Source organism: Pseudomonas sp. SDO524_S393 (assembly GCF_054071875.1).
In genome coordinates, this window is sequence record NZ_JBSVVZ010000058.1 from 1 (window position 1) to 17651 (window position 17651).

17 protein-coding genes are annotated in these 17651 nt (G+C 59.9%); 8 read left to right on the forward strand and 9 right to left on the reverse strand.

The features are described 5' to 3' along the window. The 3 genes from ACW9IB_RS22235 to ACW9IB_RS22245 all read right to left on the reverse strand — a co-directional run. The coding region (locus ACW9IB_RS22235; protein WP_457415558.1) for a DUF6531 domain-containing protein at positions 1–1381 on the reverse strand (1381 nt) is incomplete at its 3' end. 198 nt (positions 1382–1579) lie between these two features. After that, positions 1580–3061 carry a methyl-accepting chemotaxis protein gene (locus ACW9IB_RS22240; RefSeq protein WP_457415559.1) on the reverse strand — a complete coding sequence of 494 codons (1482 nt, stop codon included), beginning with the start codon at positions 3059–3061 and terminating at the stop codon, positions 1580–1582. Positions 3062–3157: 96 nt separating this feature from the next. Continuing rightward, the gene (locus tag ACW9IB_RS22245; RefSeq protein ID WP_457368585.1) at positions 3158–3964 is read right to left on the reverse strand and encodes a TatD family hydrolase; all 807 of its coding nucleotides are present in this window, start codon (positions 3962–3964) and stop codon (positions 3158–3160) included. Between the two features lie 236 nt (positions 3965–4200). Here ACW9IB_RS22245 and ACW9IB_RS22250 point away from each other — a divergent pair, with 236 nt between their 5' ends. The 3 genes from ACW9IB_RS22250 (at position 4201) to ACW9IB_RS22260 (ending at position 6718) form a co-directional block, all read left to right on the forward strand. Beyond that, positions 4201–5622: a transglycosylase SLT domain-containing protein gene (locus ACW9IB_RS22250; RefSeq protein ID WP_457415560.1), complete on the forward strand. Its 1422-nt coding sequence runs from the start codon at positions 4201–4203 to the stop codon at positions 5620–5622. Positions 5623–5725: 103 nt separating this feature from the next. After that, a complete protein-coding gene (locus ACW9IB_RS22255; protein WP_457415561.1) occupies positions 5726–6160 on the forward strand; it encodes a DoxX family protein in 435 nt (144 codons plus the stop codon). A gap of 249 nt (positions 6161–6409) precedes the next feature. Continuing rightward, the gene (locus ACW9IB_RS22260) at positions 6410–6718 is read left to right on the forward strand and encodes a class I SAM-dependent methyltransferase (RefSeq protein ID WP_457368582.1); all 309 of its coding nucleotides are present in this window, start codon (positions 6410–6412) and stop codon (positions 6716–6718) included. 4 nt (positions 6719–6722) lie between these two features. On the opposite strand, the gene ACW9IB_RS22265 is transcribed toward ACW9IB_RS22260, so the two are convergent. Genes ACW9IB_RS22265 through ACW9IB_RS22275 form a run of 3 tightly spaced genes read right to left on the reverse strand, consistent with a single transcriptional unit; the run spans position 6723 to position 10095 of the window. Further along, positions 6723–8432, reverse strand: coding sequence for a Gldg family protein (locus tag ACW9IB_RS22265; RefSeq protein ID WP_457415562.1), 1710 nt, complete (start codon positions 8430–8432; stop codon positions 6723–6725). 14 nt (positions 8433–8446) lie between these two features. Next, a complete protein-coding gene (locus tag ACW9IB_RS22270) occupies positions 8447–9172 on the reverse strand; it encodes an ABC transporter permease (protein WP_457415563.1) in 726 nt (241 codons plus the stop codon). Then, entirely contained in the window at positions 9169–10095 is a 927-nt protein-coding gene (locus ACW9IB_RS22275) for an ATP-binding cassette domain-containing protein (protein WP_457415564.1), read from the reverse strand. The genes ACW9IB_RS22270 and ACW9IB_RS22275 overlap by 4 nt, the downstream gene beginning before the upstream one ends. A 241-nt stretch (positions 10096–10336) precedes the next feature. Here ACW9IB_RS22275 and ACW9IB_RS22280 point away from each other — a divergent pair, with 241 nt between their 5' ends. Together ACW9IB_RS22280 and greB are read left to right on the forward strand one after the other, a co-directional pair. Continuing rightward, positions 10337–11308, forward strand: coding sequence for a hypothetical protein (locus ACW9IB_RS22280; protein ID WP_457415565.1), 972 nt, complete (start codon positions 10337–10339; stop codon positions 11306–11308). 126 nt (positions 11309–11434) lie between these two features. Continuing rightward, positions 11435–11908, forward strand: coding sequence for a transcription elongation factor GreB (gene greB / locus ACW9IB_RS22285; protein WP_457368577.1), 474 nt, complete (start codon positions 11435–11437; stop codon positions 11906–11908). A 45-nt stretch (positions 11909–11953) separates the two neighbouring features. On the opposite strand, the gene ACW9IB_RS22290 is transcribed toward greB, so the two are convergent. Together ACW9IB_RS22290 and ACW9IB_RS22295 are read right to left on the reverse strand one after the other, a co-directional pair. Continuing rightward, the gene (locus ACW9IB_RS22290) at positions 11954–14464 is read right to left on the reverse strand and encodes an ABC transporter permease (RefSeq protein ID WP_457368576.1); all 2511 of its coding nucleotides are present in this window, start codon (positions 14462–14464) and stop codon (positions 11954–11956) included. Further along, positions 14464–15147 (reverse strand): ABC transporter ATP-binding protein, encoded by a 684-nt coding sequence (locus ACW9IB_RS22295; RefSeq protein WP_457368575.1) that lies wholly within the window; start codon positions 15145–15147, stop codon positions 14464–14466. Before ACW9IB_RS22295 ends, ACW9IB_RS22290 begins: the two co-directional genes overlap by 1 nt. Positions 15148–15157: 10 nt before the next feature. Here ACW9IB_RS22295 and ACW9IB_RS22300 point away from each other — a divergent pair, with 10 nt between their 5' ends. From ACW9IB_RS22300 to ACW9IB_RS22310, 3 genes are all read left to right on the forward strand, one after another. Next, positions 15158–15763 carry an arylesterase gene (locus ACW9IB_RS22300; RefSeq protein ID WP_457368574.1) on the forward strand — a complete coding sequence of 202 codons (606 nt, stop codon included), beginning with the start codon at positions 15158–15160 and terminating at the stop codon, positions 15761–15763. Positions 15764–15821: 58 nt separating this feature from the next. Next, positions 15822–16115: a hypothetical protein gene (locus ACW9IB_RS22305; RefSeq protein WP_003218723.1), complete on the forward strand. Its 294-nt coding sequence runs from the start codon at positions 15822–15824 to the stop codon at positions 16113–16115. A gap of 90 nt (positions 16116–16205) precedes the next feature. Next, positions 16206–17174 (forward strand): L,D-transpeptidase family protein, encoded by a 969-nt coding sequence (locus ACW9IB_RS22310; RefSeq protein ID WP_457415566.1) that lies wholly within the window; start codon positions 16206–16208, stop codon positions 17172–17174. Positions 17175–17309: 135 nt separating this feature from the next. Here ACW9IB_RS22310 and oprI read toward each other — a convergent pair whose 3' ends face one another. After that, positions 17310–17561 carry an outer membrane lipoprotei OprI gene (gene oprI, locus ACW9IB_RS22315; protein WP_003172710.1) on the reverse strand — a complete coding sequence of 84 codons (252 nt, stop codon included), beginning with the start codon at positions 17559–17561 and terminating at the stop codon, positions 17310–17312. Positions 17562–17651 lie beyond the last annotated feature (90 nt).

Below are 17651 nucleotides of genomic sequence, written 5' to 3' on the forward strand. Positions count from 1 at the left end.
CACTGGTGCGATACAGCCGTGTCCATTCGAAGGGCAATACGCCGTCCAGCGCACCATCGGTCAGGGTGAGCAGCTCCTCCCCGGTGACCATCGACACCGGGCAGCCATCCTTAGCGGTCTTGTCCGAAGGCGCCGCCGCGTCACCTGCCGGGTTTTTTCCCACAGCAGGCGCATCGTCCACGTGCTCCTGCCGGACCAGCACCGTGCGCTGCACGGTCTTTTTCCGAACCGCCGGCACCGGGTTGGCAAGCAGCTCGTCCCCGGCTTTCAGCGGGACATCCGGAATCACCTTGATCGGTGTTGCAGCGCTGCCAAGCACCAGGGGCTTGGCCGCTTCGACATGGGCTTCCAGGTGGGGACCCACCAATTGATCCGCCAGCCTCTCCAGCCACTTGCGCGCCCGCCCGGACGTGATCTGGCTCAGCACCTGCGCACCCAGGCGAATCTGCACGCCCATGCCCCGGGTCGCCCAGATCAGGAACAGATTGATCAACACTTCGCCGGTGATCTCGCCCAGCAGTTCGTACATCTGCGGCGGCGGTAGCATGCACATCCAGCCGACCATGGCTGACAGGTAGATGAACAGCAGCGGCTCATCACTGAGCACGAGCAGGCCGTGGGCGATTGCATCGCGGCTCAGCTTCAACAACTGATCGAGTTCGGCCTCGGAGACGTACTTCAGCAACTTTTCGCTGTTGGGCTTGATGTGGGCCAACAGGTCATAGAGTTGCGCGATGTTGTCCCACAAGTTGTACAGCGCCTTGGCTATCCCGCTGGCAAGCGCGGCACCCTGCATCGCACTGCGCGCGTAGGGTGGCGCGTTGGCGAAGTCGTGCCATTGCGCCTTGAAGGTCTTTGTCCATTCCTCTCGAAGCTGGTCTTCAAGCCCTGCGATCACTGTCTGATAAGACGCGTACAGCGCCTTGACGTGATCTTTCGAAACAGTGGGGTAGAAGGTGATTTGGTAGCGCTGGTTACGGTTACAACCTTTGACGTCGAGAATGCCGGTGGGACCGATGGTTTGATGAATTGGTGGACCAATCGGGCTGCCATCGGCTGCAATCGCCTGGACCCTCACCGGCGTATTGCCGATGGGCACGAACTGCGTGCTCTCGAACATGTGCACCAAGGTCATGGAGCCTTGGGCCTCGCACAGGGCGACGACAGGACTGAGTTTTTTCGAGGAGGCAGGCGCGACCAGCGCGACCTCATTTCCTACCTTGAACACCTGCTCGACTTCGAGCGCTGAAAAGCTCCAGAAACGTTCCGCCCACTCATCAAAGGTGTTCAGGCAGCCGCGAAAGTCATGCAGGACAGCGTCGACGTCCGGCCGTTTGGCATCCATGGGTGACAGGACGAACCTGGCAATCACCGGAGTCATGAAGCGGCCCCATGGAGTGGGGCATGGATAGAAAGGTGCATCGGCGGTCCCTCGCGCTGATTGAGCAGGCGAGAGACTTTGGAGAGGTGGGCAGGAAAAAGAAGTCGGCGTTATTCGCCAGTAAGGTTAGGACGTTTCGCCAAAACCTCGGGTAAACCGAGGCTTGGATGTAGGCGCGGGATTACAGGTTGAAAGCTCCTACAGCTTTAGTTGCCCAATCGCCTTGCTCAGTTCACCCGCCAGGGTCGCCAGTTCGTTGCTGGTGGTGGCCGAATCCACGGTTTGCTGCACCGTGTTTTCGGTCACGTCGCGGATGCTCATCACGGCGCGGTTCATCTCTTCGGCGACATGGCTCTGCTGTTCGGCGGCGACGGCGATCTGGGTGTTGCTTTCGCGCATCTGTGCCACGGCGCCGGTGATTTCTGCGAGAGCCGCGCCGGCTTCCTGGGCTTGTTGTACGCAGTCGTCGGCCTTGAACGAGCTTTCCTGCATGAAGTCCACTGCGTCCCGGGTTCCGGCTTGCAGGGCCGAGACCATCTGGGTGATTTCGTCGGTGGAGCTTTGCACCCGCTTGGCGAGGTTGCGCACTTCGTCGGCGACCACGGCGAAACCGCGGCCCATTTCTCCCGCACGTGCGGCTTCGATGGCGGCATTGAGCGCGAGCAGGTTGGTCTGTTCGGCGATGCTGTGGATCACCCCGACCACGCCGTTGATTTTCTGGCTGTCCTCGGCCAGTTTCTGGATCATTTCAGCGGTCTGCTGCACACCACTGGACAGCCCGGCGATGGAGCGTTGTACGCGAGTCACCACGGCCTGGCCGCTGCCGGCGAGGGTGTCGGCGGTTTGGGACAGGTCCCGGGTCGCCCCCGCGTGCTGGGCGATGTGGTAGACCGTGGCCGTCATCTCGTTGATGGCCGTGGCGGCCTGGTCGGTTTCGCTTTGCTGGCCGAACATACCGTGCTGCACGTCGTTCATGCTGCTGGCCAGTCGTGCGGCGCCATCGTCCAGTTGCCGTGCGGTGCGCGCCACGGTACCCACGACTCTCTGGTAACCGGCCTGCATCGCGTTGAACGCGCTGGCCATCTGGCCGACTTCATCCTTGCACGCCAAGGGCACCCGGGCGGACAGGTCGCCGGTCTTCTCCACATGGAGCATCACATCTTTGAGAGTATTGAGCTGGCTGAGCAGGAAGCGGATCAGCAATTGCGAGGCGCCGAGCATCGCCAGCATCAGGATCAGGACCGCCACGGCATAGTTGGCGAAGCGCTCTTCGAACACTTGGCTCAGACTGGGTGCGTAGGCGAGTACGGCGACGTACTCACCGTCGGTGCGGGCGACGACTTCAGCCCCCATCAGCGGGTTTTCGCCGAACAGGGGCAGGTGATTGAGTTCGACCCAGCCAATGGCACTGCCCAGGGCCGACAGATCCTGACCGGCCAGCTGTGGGATTTGGCCGCGCTGGAACGTCAGCCAGTGCTCGTCGCTCGGCAGTGTCTGGCTGGCCGGCCAGGCGCCGAGCAGTTGCCCCTGTGCTTGCGCCGAGGTTCGAGAAGCCTCGCTGCGAGCCTGTTGTTCAAGCTGCACGGCATAGAGCACCAGCAGCAGGGTGGTGATAAAGGCGACCGCGTTGACGGCCCAGAATTTGTACTTCAGCGAGATATTGCTAAGCCAGGCACCCATGGAAGGTCTTCTCTGATAGCGGAAACAGCATTGGCAAGGTGCCATTATTGTGCTGCTATTCAGGAAGCCGGTTTTGACATGGGTCAATGCGCCGCATCAGTCCAATGCAGGCAGGTCGAAAAACGCCCGTGCGCTGGCGGTGCTGTGTTGGGCGAGGTCTTCCACACTTTCGTTGCGGTGCAGGGCGACTTCGCGCAGCACTTCCGGCAGATACGCCGGTTCGTTCCGACCGTTTTTCGGCTTGGGTCGCAAGGTGCGCGGCAGCAGGTAGGGCGCATCACTTTCCAGCATCAGACGGCCCCGGGGAATTTCCCTGACCAGAGGATGCAGGTGTGTCCCACGGCGCTCGTCGCAGATCCAGCCAGTGACGCCGATGTGCAAGTCGAGGTCGAGGTAGCTGAACAGCGCCTGCTGCTCGCCCGTAAAGCAATGCACCACGGCGGCGGTGAGGTGATCGCGGTAGTCCTTGAGGATAGCCAGCAGGCGCTGGTTGGCATCGCGCTCGTGCAGAAACACCGGCAGCTTCAATTCGACGGCCAGCGCCAGATGTTCTTCCAGCACCTTTTCCTGCTGCGGGCGCGGTGAAAAGTCCCGGTTGAAATCCAGTCCGCATTCCCCCACCGCTCGCACGCGGTTTTCGCTGAGCAGGCTGCGTAGACGGCGGGCGCTGTCGCTGTTCCAGTCACTGGCGGAGTGGGGGTGGATACCGGCGGTACTGAACAGGCGTTGACCGCTTTCGTCCAATTGGGTGCACAGTTCCAGGGCCTGTTCGCTGCCGTCGACACTCGTGCCGGTCAGGACCAGCTGTTGTACGCCGGCGGCATAGGCTCGGTCGAGAACAGCCTGGTGCTTCTCGTCGAAACTGGGGTTGGTCAGGTTGACGCCGATATCAATGAGTTGCATGGTGCTATCTCCGCCTGCGGCCGGAAAGCATATCAGAGCTGTAGATTTATAAGAAAAACGAAGAACTACAACGAGTTAAAGCTGTCTTTGAACGTCGCAAGTGACATTGTGGTTGGCCGAACACCTGCCGTTGTGCCACCGTTGCGCGCCTTGCCAGCGCTTAAAGCGCTCTGTTTCTGACCCCCACCGCCTCGTTCTTCGCGAAGGCGCTGGCCAGTATTCTTTCCGGAGAGCGGATGATCCGACCCTCGGCGTTGCTAGTGTTGTGCCTGACGTTGCTGCTGCCCATGGCGGCGGTGGCGCGTCTGGACGGGCCGCTGGAAGTGACCCGGCCCGGCAAGGTCCGCGACCTGGCGGAGATTCGTTCCAGTCGTACCCTGCGTGTGCTGGTGAACCAGAGCCGTAACAGTTCCGGCGAAGTCCAGGGGCAAGCCATTGGTGTGGAATACCATCGCCTGCGCGCCTTCGAGCAGTACCTCAATGGTCACGCCCGTGATGGCCAGGAGATCAACCTCAAGATCATTCCCAAGGCCAAGGACCAGCTGCTGGGGGCACTGGCCCGTGGCGAAGGCGACCTGGTGGCCCCCGGTGAATTGCTGGATGTAAAGGCCGCGCACAAGATCAGCACCAGTGACCCGATTGTCAGCGATGTACCGTTGTGGCTGGTGGGTGTGAAGGGAGAGCGGCGCTTTACCAGGCTGGAGCAATTGTCCGGGCGCACCCTGGCATTGACCACCGGCAGTGCAGCGGCGGACGCCATCAGCCAGGTCAACCAGAAACTGGCGCTGCACAAGCAGCCGCCGGTGAAGGTGGAGTGGGTCGATCCGACCCTGGCTGTGGAGGATGTGCTGGAGATGGTCCAGGCCGGCATTTTTCACCTGACCATCGTCGAAAAGCCCATCGCCGAGCGCTGGTCGAAAATCCTGCCCAAGTTGCGCTTCGATAAACAGGTGGCGATCAGCGAGCCGGGCGACGAGTACTGGTTTGTGCGCCAGGATGCCTCGATGCTGCGCGCCAGCATTGATCGTTTTCTCAAGACCTACCGCACGCCATCCGATCAGGACGTGGCGTTCCAGCGTATCTACCGACGCCTTTACCAAGTGCGTAATCCACTGGCCCGAGCGGACCGCCAGCGCCTGGAGAAGCTGCGCCCAGTGCTGCAGAAGCATGCACGCGAGCAGGGGATCGACTGGTTGAACCTGGCTGCGCTGGCGTTCAAGGAGTCCGCTTTCGATCCGGGCGCGCGCAACAGTGGCGGCCCCACGGGGCTGATGCAGATCACACCGTCGGCAGCACAGCGGGTGGGCGTCAACAATATCGAGAACCTCGACAGTAATGTGCAGGCGGGCGCCCGCTACCTGGCGATGATCCGTCGCAAGTTTTTCGCCAGCCCCAAGCTCAATGAACGCGAGCGCATGGCGTTTGTGCTGGCGGCTTACAACATGGGGCCAGAGCGTGTGCAGGGCATGCGCACCGAGGCCAGGCGGCGGGGGCTGAACCCCAATCAGTGGTTTTTTCAGGTTGAACGCATAGCCATGGAGCAAGTGGGGATGGGCGGCGTCAGCTATGTTAATAGCGTGAACAAATACTTCCTGGCATTCGATCGGGAGCGCGAGTCCCTGGAGCCGGCGGCGCCAAAAATTGCCTCACGTAAATAATCTACTTTATCGATATCTATGTGGCAATTTTTCGGCTTTTATCATTGTTTAAACTGATTAATATAGCGGCCAACCCCACCTTACTTTGAAAAGGATTGTTCCCATGAGCCCATTGATCAACCGCATTCTGTCCACCCACGCCGGTTATGGCCTGACCATTCTGCGCATTTTTGTCGGCATCATCTTTGCGGCCCATGGTTCGCAAAAACTTTTCGGCTGGTATGGCGGCTACGGCCTGGCGGGTACTGCGCAATGGATGGAAAGCATTGGCCTGGCGCCGGGCACCCTGATGGCGGTTCTGTCGGGCGGTACCGAGTTTTTCGCCGGGCTGGCCCTGATCATCGGCTTGCTGGCGCGCCCGGCGGCATTGGGGCTGACCATTCTGTCGCTGGTGGCGATCTTTTCGGTGCATATCCATAACGGCCTGTTCATGGCCAACAACGGTTATGAGTTTGCACTGGCTTTGCTGGGTGGCGCTTTGGCGGTGCTGCTGGAGGGCGCGGGCAAATGGTCGGCTGACCGCGCCATCGCCAATTGATGATCCGATAGCGTCCTGATAAGGCCCGCCCTGTGCGGGCCTTTTGCTGTCCGGGATTCTTGACATCGCACCACGGGCTTCTCTAGGATGCCGCTTATGCGCCGATTTAAACAGCTAATTGCGGGGCGCCAGGGGTGATCGTTATCGGTCCCGACAGAAGCCTGATCCAGGCTTCGAAATTCCGCTAAAGCGCTGGTTCGGTGTTGCCTCTCACCTGCCCGCAGACTTTTGAGGCAGAGACACGACACGATGAATGCACTACGCCCCCTCATACGCCTGGCCCCGATCACTGCGGACTTGACTCAACGTAATCCTAAAATTCTCCTGGGTGGCAAGCACCAGCCGACGCTATTGCGTTATCTGGATGGCTGGCCGCGTCGCACCGGGCGGCCTTCGGCTTTTCTGATTCAGTTTGTCGAAGATGGCGACTCCCTGGCCCGCTTTGCCAATAACAGCTTTGATCTGGCGGTGATCCAGGCGCCCAGCGCCAGTGATGCAGGCGAAGTGATCGGTCATCTGACGCGCATTGCCCGTCAGGGTCTGATTGCCCGCCGTTGAGCGCTCACTGAGACACCGCGGCGGGTAGTGGCCAGTGGCGGCGACGGCGCAGTGACAGCCCCATTGCAATCAGGCATAGCAGCAGGGGTATCGGAACGATCAAGAGTGACTTGATGATGAGCTTAAGACGATCGACCGATGCATACGCCTGGCTTTTCAACATGTGCAACTCCATGGGCAATCGCAGGCGTTCCTTATTGAGCGCTTGCAACAGCATGTTCGTTTCGACCGCTTGGGCACCGACCATCTGAGCGGGCGAGTTCAGTAATTGCCACTCCTGTTCCGTGCGCTCCAGACGCTGCTCCAGTTCAACTGCGTTTTGCCGATAAGAGCGCGCTGCGGCTTCGCGCAGGTCTGCCAATACCTGCAGGGGCAGACCTCCCATGGCGCGAGGGCGAATGCTCGCAAGGGGCTCGGGCGCCGCGAGGTTATCCAGGACATTCAAGACAAATAACCCGTTGTCAGGCGTAGTGTTGGCGAGCATGTCTGGGACAGCGACCACCACGACCTGGATCTGTGATGCTTTCTGCAAGCCTGGTGGCTGGCCTTCAATGCCGTCGGGAAATGCTGAATAACCTGGCCCTTCGATGCGTGCTGCAATGACATGGTGCTGCCCTTCAGCACTCGCTTCTTCGATCAATGTATTGAAGGTGTCCGGGGAGGCAAACCGCTTGGCGTCCATCAATGCCGCGTGTGCAGAGCTTTGCAGCAGCGGCGTGAAACGGGTCCTGCCGTTCTTGAGGGGGGTCAGTGCTGCGCTTTTGGACACGACCACCGAAGCCAATTTCCAACTGCTGATATCGTGCGCGTTCATCGCCTGGCGTGGCAGGGTCAATCTGGCCGGATGACGCACCGTGGGCATCCCGGCGGTCAGTGTGATCGGTGTTGCGTAGAAGCTGTCGGCCAGTAACTTGTCAGTCGACACCTCCAGCCCCCAGCTCGCAAGCATTCCGTCCAGCCGCGAGGGGGAGGAGGCCTTTCCTTCTTTCGGCCCGATAAACATCAGCAGTTTTCCGCCCTCCAGAACAAATTGATCGATAGCGTACAGTGCACGATCAGGCAGTTTGTGTGGGTGCATCACCATCAGCGTCTGGACGGTTTGGGGCAGACGCTCGACGTTGGGCGTTACAGTGACCAGATTGAACTGCTGCGCCAGCCGTTGTTCGGTGGCAGTCTTGATGGGCAGTCCCGACAGCAGACCGACGGTGGCACGCTCGGGCTTCGTCAGCTTGTGGAGCAAATGGCTGATTTCATATTCGAGAAGAGGGGCACGATCACGATCGAATGAGGCGATACGTTGTGGACCTTGACCGGCGCGCGTACCGATCAGGCCGAATACGCCCTGTTTGACATCAAGCCCGAATAGCTCCGCTTTGTACGATTCTTCGGAGAAGGGGGCAGGATTGATAACGTGCAGGTTGATCAGGCCCTGGGCCGCCTTTTCGTACTCTCTGAGCAGATCTTCGACCTGTTGACTGTAACGTCTCAATACGCGGTGGGTGTTCGGGTCGGTGTGCGAGTTGAAATAGTACAGTTCTATCGGGCTTTCCAGGGTTGTCAGCGACCTCTGCACCGCAGCGGACAAGGTATGCACTTTGAGGTGCGAAATATCCCATTGGGCATTGGGCAGCCGGTTTATCCAGACCAGATTGAACGCGAGGAAAACCAGCAGGATGACTACCAGTGTCATGCCTGTGCGCAGCACGGGTCGCATAAAGGACATTCCTCTCAGCTGCGCTTGGCGTTGAGTGCAACGGTCGTCGCAACGAGAAAAGCCAGGATCATACTGATGAAGTAAAGGCCGTCATGAAGTGTCAGCTTCCCGCTGTCGATTGCCTCGAAGTGCAACACCGGGCTGAGTGCAATCAGGCTGTCAATCACCCAGATAGGGGCTTGGTGCTCCAGTGCATCTGACACGTAATAAAGAGCGCTCGCGATAAAAAGCAAACTCAGTGTTACGGTAAAGATAATCACGCGTTGGTGTGTGAATGTGTAAATAAAACAGCCGATCGATAAATAACTGCCGGCCAATAACCAGCTGGCCAGGTATTGCGAGGCAATCACTGCATTGTCTGCAGTGCCCAAATAATTGACGGCGATGACAATAGGAAAAGTGAGGGCCAGGGTAAACGCACAGACTGTCCAGGCCGCCAGGAATTTTCCGACAACCAACTCGGACGATGCGATGGGTAATGTGTGTATGACGTTAAAAAAACCGGCATTGCGTTCATCCGACCATAGTTGGGCTGACAGCACGGGAATCAATAGCAGATACAGCCAGGGATGCCATTGAAAGAAAGCATCCAAGTCACTGTTGTCATGCTCCATCCATTGGCTCATTTGCACGCCCAGTGCGGCGGACAGTCCCAGGAACGCGGCAACGGTCAGGTAAATACTCGGTGCGCTGATATAACTGACAAGTTGGCGGGTGAAAACCACCGGCATCCGTTTCAAAGGGTGTTCTCCTGGCTCAGATGACGAACGACGTCGTTGATACGACCGGGTTCCAGCGCCATGGAGGTGATGTTCCAGCCACGACTGGCTATCAATGCATTGACTGCGGGGTAAATGGTCTGTCCCGGCATGGCGAGCACGGTCACGGTTCCCGGGGAATGCAGGTCTTCTTCGATACCCGCAACGCCGGGTAGCACTGCCAGCGCTAGCAGATCCAAAGGGGGCTGGGCTGTCAGGGTCACTGCCTGGAAATGCCGAGAACGGCTTTTCAGCTCTTGGGGCGAGCTGTCTGCCGCCAGCTGCCCATCGGCAATCACCAGTGCTCGTGTGCACAGGCTGGACAGCTCTTCGCATTGACGGCAGGCAATGACGAGGGTCATTTCCTCTGCCAAGGACTGGATGAGTGTCTTGAGCGCGCTCGCCTGGTCGGGGCTCAAGCCTTCGCCAGGTTCGTCCAGTAACAACAGGCCGGGGCCATGCAGGACGGCCCCGGCAATGGCGAGTTGCCGTTTTAGGCCTGGTGGCAACGTGTCGATGGGGTGGTCGAGCAGGGGCAGCAGCTCAAGCAGAGTGGCTGCTCGGTCGACTTTCTGGCGTTTTTCTATCCCGGTGTATCCGTGAGCGCCCGCGACGAAGTTCAGAAAACCTTTGACCGACAGAGTGTGGTGATTGAGCCCGCCTGCAAGCTGATAACCCACTACGGATTTGACTTGATGGGATTGGGTCAGAGTGTTGAACCCTTGAACCATGACGTACCCGCTTGAGGGTTTGATCAAGCCGGCTATCAAGTTCAGCAATGTGGATTTGCCTGCGCCTTGCCGTCCAAAAATTCCTACACATTCCTTTCGCTGTACAGTGAGAGAAAAGTTACAGATAACACTTTTTTTACCCTGGTACTTTGTCAGGTTAGTTATTTCGATCATCTGTTTACCGAAGATTTATGCAAGGCCGGCATGTGTATTCAGGCGGGTGCAAGGGTAGATTTTTAAAAAGGGTACGTTCTATTGCAGAACTTGAATATGCAGGCTTCCGTTAATAAGGAAATTCTTACGTGAGCGTCGGGCGCGCGCTGAAACAATTGGTGTGCTTAGAGTGTTATCAACGGTTGGGTGTTTATCCGACGTTTATGTAAGGTTGCTGTTTTTGGAGTGAGGCCTGATTACGATGATGCTTCTACGTACTTTAGTACTTGAACGCGGGGGGGATAATGCGCCGGTCAACGGTGCGCTGCTCTGTGGGTTTGCTGTTGCCCAGGCAGCCTCCAATTTTCTTGTCTATAGCCTTGATGAAGAGACTGAGCCCGGTAGTTCCAGGGTTTACATCGCGACATTGCGAAAGAAACTTGAACGCTACTTTCTGGGAGGCATTGAATCCAAAGACGACCTGCACGTGGCCATGCAGGCCTTCAAACAGATTCTGATGGTGGCGTCCGCCTCGGGCACCCGGACCCTGAGCCCCGGGGAGCCAGAGGTGCCCTTTCATTTCATTGACCTGAAGGGCTGCAAGCTGCCGCCGGCCAGACCCGAGGATCATCATTCGGTGATCATCAAGAAAGCTTTGGTCATGAAGGTCATTACGCTGGGGATGTCAGCACCCGCGTTGCCTGCGATCGAGAGCGCTTCGCTGATCGTGCCGTCCATTCGTTTTTCCTCCCAAATGGTTGCGCCACCCAGGATTGTGAGTTCATCCGAGCCCACGCTGCCGCCTGAGCCTCAACGCGCCGTTGAACGTGAACACCGGTCTACGGTTGCTCTGCCGTTAGCTGCCGAGGCGGGTTCGGTCGTTGCCTCGCCTGAGCCTGCAATCAATGCTCCTCCGGAGTCGACGCCTTTGTTCGAAGTGGACAACACGCTGGCGAGTCTTGCCCGGGTTGCCCATGACCTGACCCAGCAACAGCTGGCTGTCACTACGCAGGAAACCAGGCTGGAACAATGGCAGGCGCGATTGCAACAGGAGCAACGGCAGATGGATGAGAAGGCGCAAGCGCTTGAGCTGCGACGGGCACAGTTGCAAGAGCAGGTGCGGGACGTCAGCCGCAAGGAGGAACAGCTGGCATCGGCCATGACGCATCTGTCAGGGCTGCGCCAAAGCCTGCGGGGCGTTCTGCCTGAACTGGATCAGGCCCTGGACGGTTAGCCTGAGCAGGTTCACAGGTTCTGGCTACTTTCTGCGGTTCCTTTATCATCGATGTCGTTTGTCGACGCCAGAGCATGAGGTTATGGCGTTTGGGCATCAATGAACCGTGTTTGGGGATGCAAGCGTTTGAGTACCAAGCTGATTACCAAAGAAGGTCATGAGGCGCTGAAGAAAGAGCTGGATTACCTGTGGCGGGAAAAGCGCCCGGACACCACGCGCAAAGTGACGTGGGCGGCTTCCCTGGGGGATCGCAGCGAAAATGCCGATTACCAGTACAACAAGAAACTGCTGCGCGAGATTGATCGTCGCGTGCGCTACCTGCGCAAACGCCTCGAAGACATGCGCGTGGTGGAGTACATGCCCGAGCAGGAAGGCAAGGTGTTTTTCGGCGCCTGGGTGGAGATCGAAAACGAGCAGGGTGATACCAAGCGCTTTCGTATTGTCGGTTATGACGAGATTTATGAGCGGATGGATTACATCTCCATCGATTCGCCAATGGCGCGAGCCCTGCTGCGCAAAGAGGTGGATGATGAAGCCATCGTGCAGACCCCGGGCGGCGAAGTGTGCTGGTGGATCACCGCGATTGAATACGTGAAGTAAGGGATGATGGCCCGCCCTCTGTGAAGAGCGCGGGCCATCGGCATCTCAACCTTCGCGCAGTACGGTCAGCGGGCTGGCGTTCAAGGCTCGGCGAGTACCAAATACCCCCGCACCGCCGATCAGCACCGCGCCGATCACTGGCAACAGCAATAGCCACGGATGAGGGTGCCAGGCCAGGTCGAAGGCGTAGCGGTACAGGACCCAGGTCACCAGTTCCGTTCCCAATGCGGCGAGCAGGCCGCTGACCGCACCGAGCAAACCGAACTCGATGCGCCGGGCCTTGACCAGCAGCTTGCGCTCGGCCCCCAGTGCTCGCAGCAGCGCACCCTGGCGGATTCGCTCATCAAGGGTGGCTTGCAGCCCGGAGAACAACACCGCCATCCCTGCCGCCAGGACGAACAGCAGCACGTACTCCACCGCCAGCGTCACTTGGGCCAGGATACTGCGCAATTGTTCGAGCAACGCTTCGACCTGCAGGATGGTCACTGCCGGGAAGGCCCGGGAGAGGTCGACGATCTGCTGGTCGTGGCCGGGCGCCAGGTAGAAGCTCGTCAGGTAGGTGGCCGGCAGGTCCTTCAAGGTGCCGGGCTGGAAGATCATGAAGAAGTTGGGCTGGAAGTTATCCCAGTTGATCGTGCGCAGGCTGGTGACACGGGCTTCGCGGTTCTCCCCGCCTACAGTGAACACCAGATGGTCGTTCAGCTTGAGCTTGAGGCTTTCGGCAACCTTGGCTTCCACCGACACACCGGGGACGTCATCCGCAGGTTGCTGCGACCACCACGCACCGGCGACCAGGGCATTGCCCGGCGGCAGGTCGGCAGCCCAGGTCAAACTCAGGTCGCGCTGTACGGCGCGATCTCCACTGGAGTCCTTGCTCACAATTTCCTGCACCGGTTCGCCGTTGATGCTGATCAGCCGGCCCGGTACCACCGGGTACAGGGGCGCGGATTGCGCTTGCACTTCCAGCAGCCGTGCGCCGAAGGCGTCCTTGTCGGCAGGCAGGATGTTCAGCGCGAAATAGTTAGGCGCGTCCTTGGGCAACTGGTTTTGCCAGGTGTCGAGCAGTTCACCGCGAAGCAGGGCGATCAAACCCATCGACAGCAGGATCAGGCCGAATGCCAGGGATTGGCCCGCTGCCGCCAGCGGGTGGCGCAGCAGTTGGCCCAGGCCCAGCCGCCAGGGCAGCGAGGCCCGTGCCAGCAGCCGTCGCAGGCTTTGCAGCAACAACAACAGCAAGCCACCGAGGATCAACGCAGCAAGCACACCGCCGCCGAGCAGGGCGAAAGTCAGCACCAGGTCGAGACTCAGGCGCCACATGATCAGGCCCAGGGCGAACAACGCCGCGCCGTAGACCATCCAGGTGCTGGACGGAATGGGCAGCAAGTCTCGCCGCAGCACCCGCAGGGGAGGGACCCGACCCAGTGCGGCCAAGGGCGGCAAGGCAAAGCCGGCGAGGGCGACCAGCCCGGTGCCGATCCCGGCTATGGCCGGAAGCAGGCCGCCGGGCGGTACATCGGCCGGCAACAGATCGTGCAGAAAATAGAACAGACCGAATTGCGCCAGCCAACCGAGCAGGGCCCCGGTCAGGCTGGCCAGCAGGCCCAGTACACTCAGTTGCAGACTGAACAGCAGCATCGCTTCTCGGCGCGACAAGCCCAGGCAGCGTAACAACGCACTGGCGTCGAAACGCCGCGTGGCGAAACGGTTCGCCGACAGCGCGACAGCAACACCGGCCAGCAGCACCGCAACCAGGCTGGCCATGTTCAGGTAACGCTCGGCCTTGCCCAGGGCACCGCCGATCTGCTGGTTGCCGTCACGCGAATCTTGCAGGCGCTGGTTGGCGGCGAGCCCGGGTTTGACCAGGTCGCGATAGGTCTGCAGTGCCGTGCTGCCCTGTGGCGCGCGCCACAGTTCCCGGTAACTGACGCGGCTGCCGGGCTGGACCACGCCGGTGGCATCCAGGTCCGCGAGGTTGATCATCACCCTGGGCGTAAGGCTATAGAAGTTGCCGGCACGGTCGGGCTCGTAGGTCAGGACGCGGGCCAGGCGCAGGGTCTTCATGCCCACATCGATGCTGTCGCCGACTTTGAGGTCCAGCGCCGTCAGCAAGCGTGCCTCTACCCAGGCTTCACCGGGTTTCGGGCCTCCGCCTGGGGTTTCCTCGCCAAATGGTGCTGCGGCGCTCTTCAATTCGCCGCGCAACGGGTATTGCTCGTTGACCGCCTTGATACTGGAAAGCTGGATCCCGTTATCGGTGGCGATGACGCTGGAAAACTCCACGATACGCGCGTGATCCAGGCTCAGTTCGAGCCCGGATTTGATCTGCTCGGGACGGGCCGGCGAGCTGCCTTCGAGTACCAGGTCGGCGCCGAGAAATTCGGTGGCGCGCAGCAGCATGGCGCCGTTGAGGCGCGCACCGAAATAACCGATGGCGGTGCTGGCGGCCACCGCCACCAGCAGGGCAAAGAACAACACGCGCAATTCGCCGGCGCGGGCATCGCGCAGTAATTGGCGCATGGCAAGGCTGAACAGGCGCAACAGCGGCAGGCGTGCCATCAAGGCTCCAGGGGCGCGACCATCAGGCCGGCTTCAAGGCGGATCAGGCGTCGGCAGCGATGGGCCAGGCGCTCGTCGTGGGTAACCAGCACCAGGGTGGTGCCGCTCTCTTTATTGAGCTCGAACAGCAAGTCGCTGATGCGTTCGCCAGTGTGGCTGTCGAGATTGCCGGTGGGTTCGTCGGCAAACAGCACGTCAGGCTCGGCGGCAAACGCTCGGGCAATCGCCACCCGCTGTTGTTCGCCACCGGACAGCTGGCGGGGAGAGTGGGTCAGGCGCTGGCCCAGGCCGACGCGTTCCAGCAGGTGCCTGGCCCGTTCGCGCGCATCTTTACGACCGTCCAGTTCCAGGGGAAGCATGACGTTCTCCAAGGCGTTGAGGCTGTCGAGCAACTGGAAGGACTGGAAGACGAAGCCCACATGCTCGGCGCGGATACGCGCGCGCTGGTCTTCGTCGAGGCTGCTCAGGGCTTGTCCGGCGAGGGTGACCTCGCCGCTGCTGGGCAGGTCGAGGCCGGCCAGCAGGCCCAGGAGGGTGGATTTGCCGGAGCCGGAACTGCCGACGATAGCCAGGCTATCGCCCTTGTTCAGTTCCAGGCTCAGTTCGTGCAGGATAGTCAGTTCACCTTCCGCGCTGGGAACCACTTTGCTAAGGTTCCGCGCGGTGAGAATGCGTGCGCCCATGGAGAATCCGATGCGAATGTGGTTTTTGAGTGCTGGTCTGGCCCTGATGTGCATGGCCCAGAACGCAGCGGCGGGTACAGTCCTGATCGTTGGCGATAGTATCAGTGCCGGTTTCGGCCTGGATACCAGCAAAGGGTGGGTCGCACTGCTGGAACAACGGCTTAAGCAGGAGGGTTTCGACGACAAGGTGGTCAATGCCTCCATCAGCGGCGACACCAGTGCCGGAGGCCTGGCGCGGCTGCCGGCGGCGCTTGCAGAGCATAAGCCGGACGTGGTGGTCATCGAGCTTGGAGGTAATGATGGCTTGCGCGGGCAGCCGCCAGCGCAATTGCAACAAAATCTTGCGTCGATGATCGACCAGTCCAGGGCGGGGGGCGCCAAGGTGCTGCTGCTGGGCATGCAGTTGCCACCCAACTACGGCCCGCGATACACCACGGCGTTTGCCGAAGTCTATGGCGTGCTGGCCAAGGAGAAAAACATTCCCCTGGTGCCGTTTTTCCTCGAGGGCGTAGGCGGCCATCCGGAGTTGATGCAGGCGGATCAATTGCACCCGGCGGTCAGTGCCCAGGGCAAGTTGCTGGAAAATGTCTGGCCGACGCTAAAACCGTTGCTGTGACGCTTTTCTAGGCGCGGCCTTTCGGCTAATGTGGCGCCCCCCTGATTCGGAGCCCCAGATGTCGCGCCCTGCCTGGTCCCTGTTTGCCTACCAACTGATCGAGCCTGACGAGCAGCTGGATCTGTTCGCCTGCCAGGAAGTCCGAGTGCATCTGGTGACGCGTCAACTGGAGTTGGGTGGCTCGATCGACCGTACGCTGTGCGGGACGCTGCTGCCCGCTCAACCGCGCTGGTCGTCGGTGGACCGTTCTATCTTCCAGGATCAGCGATTGTGCCCCCTGTGCCGGGCGATCCTCGAGTCACAGAAGCGCGGCACACCGCCGATCTGGCCGGAATTGCGCTTCGAGCTGTAGGGTTTGTCGCTTAAAGCTTGAAGCTTGCGACCCGCATCACGTATACAATCGATTTTTTCCTACCCGTCGTTTCTGCGAAGGATTTTCCGGATGTTGTCGCGCCTCTCCGTCGTCACCTGCTGCCTGTCTCTTGCCGCGCTTTGCGCAGCCGGTTCCGCAGCCGCCTTGCAGTTGCCCTTGCCACCGCCCGGTGAAGACATCGTGGGCCAGGTCCAGGTGATCAAGGCCAAGTACGAAGACACCTTTGCCGACCTGGGCACCACCTATGACCTGGGTTATTCGGAAATGGTCGCGGCCAACCCGGGCGTCGATGCCTGGTTGCCGGGTGCGGGCACCGAGATCGTGCTGCCGACGCGCTTCATTCTGCCGCCGGGGCCGAGGGAAGGCATCGTGATCAATCTGGCCGAATACCGGCTCTACTATTTCCCCAAAGGCCAGAACGTGGTCTACACCTTCCCGCTCGGGATCGGGCGTGAGGGTTGGGGGTCGCCGATCGCCCATACCAGCATCATCGCCAAGACGCCCAACCCGACCTGGACGCCGCCGGCGTCGATCAAGGCCGAGCATGCTGCCAATGGCGATCCGCTGCCCAACGTGGTGCCGGCCGGGCCGGACAATCCCCTGGGGCCGTTCAAGTTCACCCTTGGGACGCCGGGCTATCTGATCCACGGCTCCAACATGAAATTTGGTATCGGCACGCGTACAAGCCACGGCTGTTTCCGCATGTTCAACAACAACGTGCTGGAAATGTCGAGCATGGTGCCGGTCGGAACGTCGGTGCGCATCATCAACGATGCCTACAAGTTCGGTAGCAGCGGCGGCAAGGTTTACCTCGAAGCGCATACGCCCTTGAATGACGATGGCACACCTTCGGTGGTGGACAAGCACACAGCGGTCATCAACGCCTTGCTCAAGCGCGAAGACTTGGCCAATAACCTGCGGGTGAACTGGGATCAGGTGCGTGATGTGGTAGCGGCGGAAGATGGTCTGCCCACCGAAATCGGCGTACCGGGCGGTGCGCCGGTGGCGTCCAGTACACCGGTCGATCTGCAGCAGTAAGTCTGCTTGATCGCTGGCCCGCCATGGCGTTGTGCTGTGGCGGGCTTTTTATTGCCCGGGATTCGGAGCCCGAGCGCAGGCAATAAAAAAGCCGACCCATAAATGGATCGGCTTGATAACAATCCCGAGGGATTATTACTTGCGGCTAGCTTTTTCAAGCATGCGCAGAGCGCGCTCGTTAGCTTCGTCAGCAGTCTGTTGTGCTTTTTGAGCAGCAGCCAGTGCTTCATCAGCTTTACGGTAGGCTTCGTCTGCACGGGCCTGGGAGCGAGCTGCTGCGTCTTCAGTTGCAGTCAGACGAGCTTCGGTTTCTTTGGAGACGCTGCTGCAACCGGTAGCCAGAACTGCGGCCAGAGCCAGAGCAGAGAATTTCAGAACGTTGTTCATCGTGTTCCCCTTCAAGGACTTTCTATTAAATGACTACTTGCTCAGCGTGAGCTAATAGCCGGCGTACATACTACCCATTACTTGTAGTAA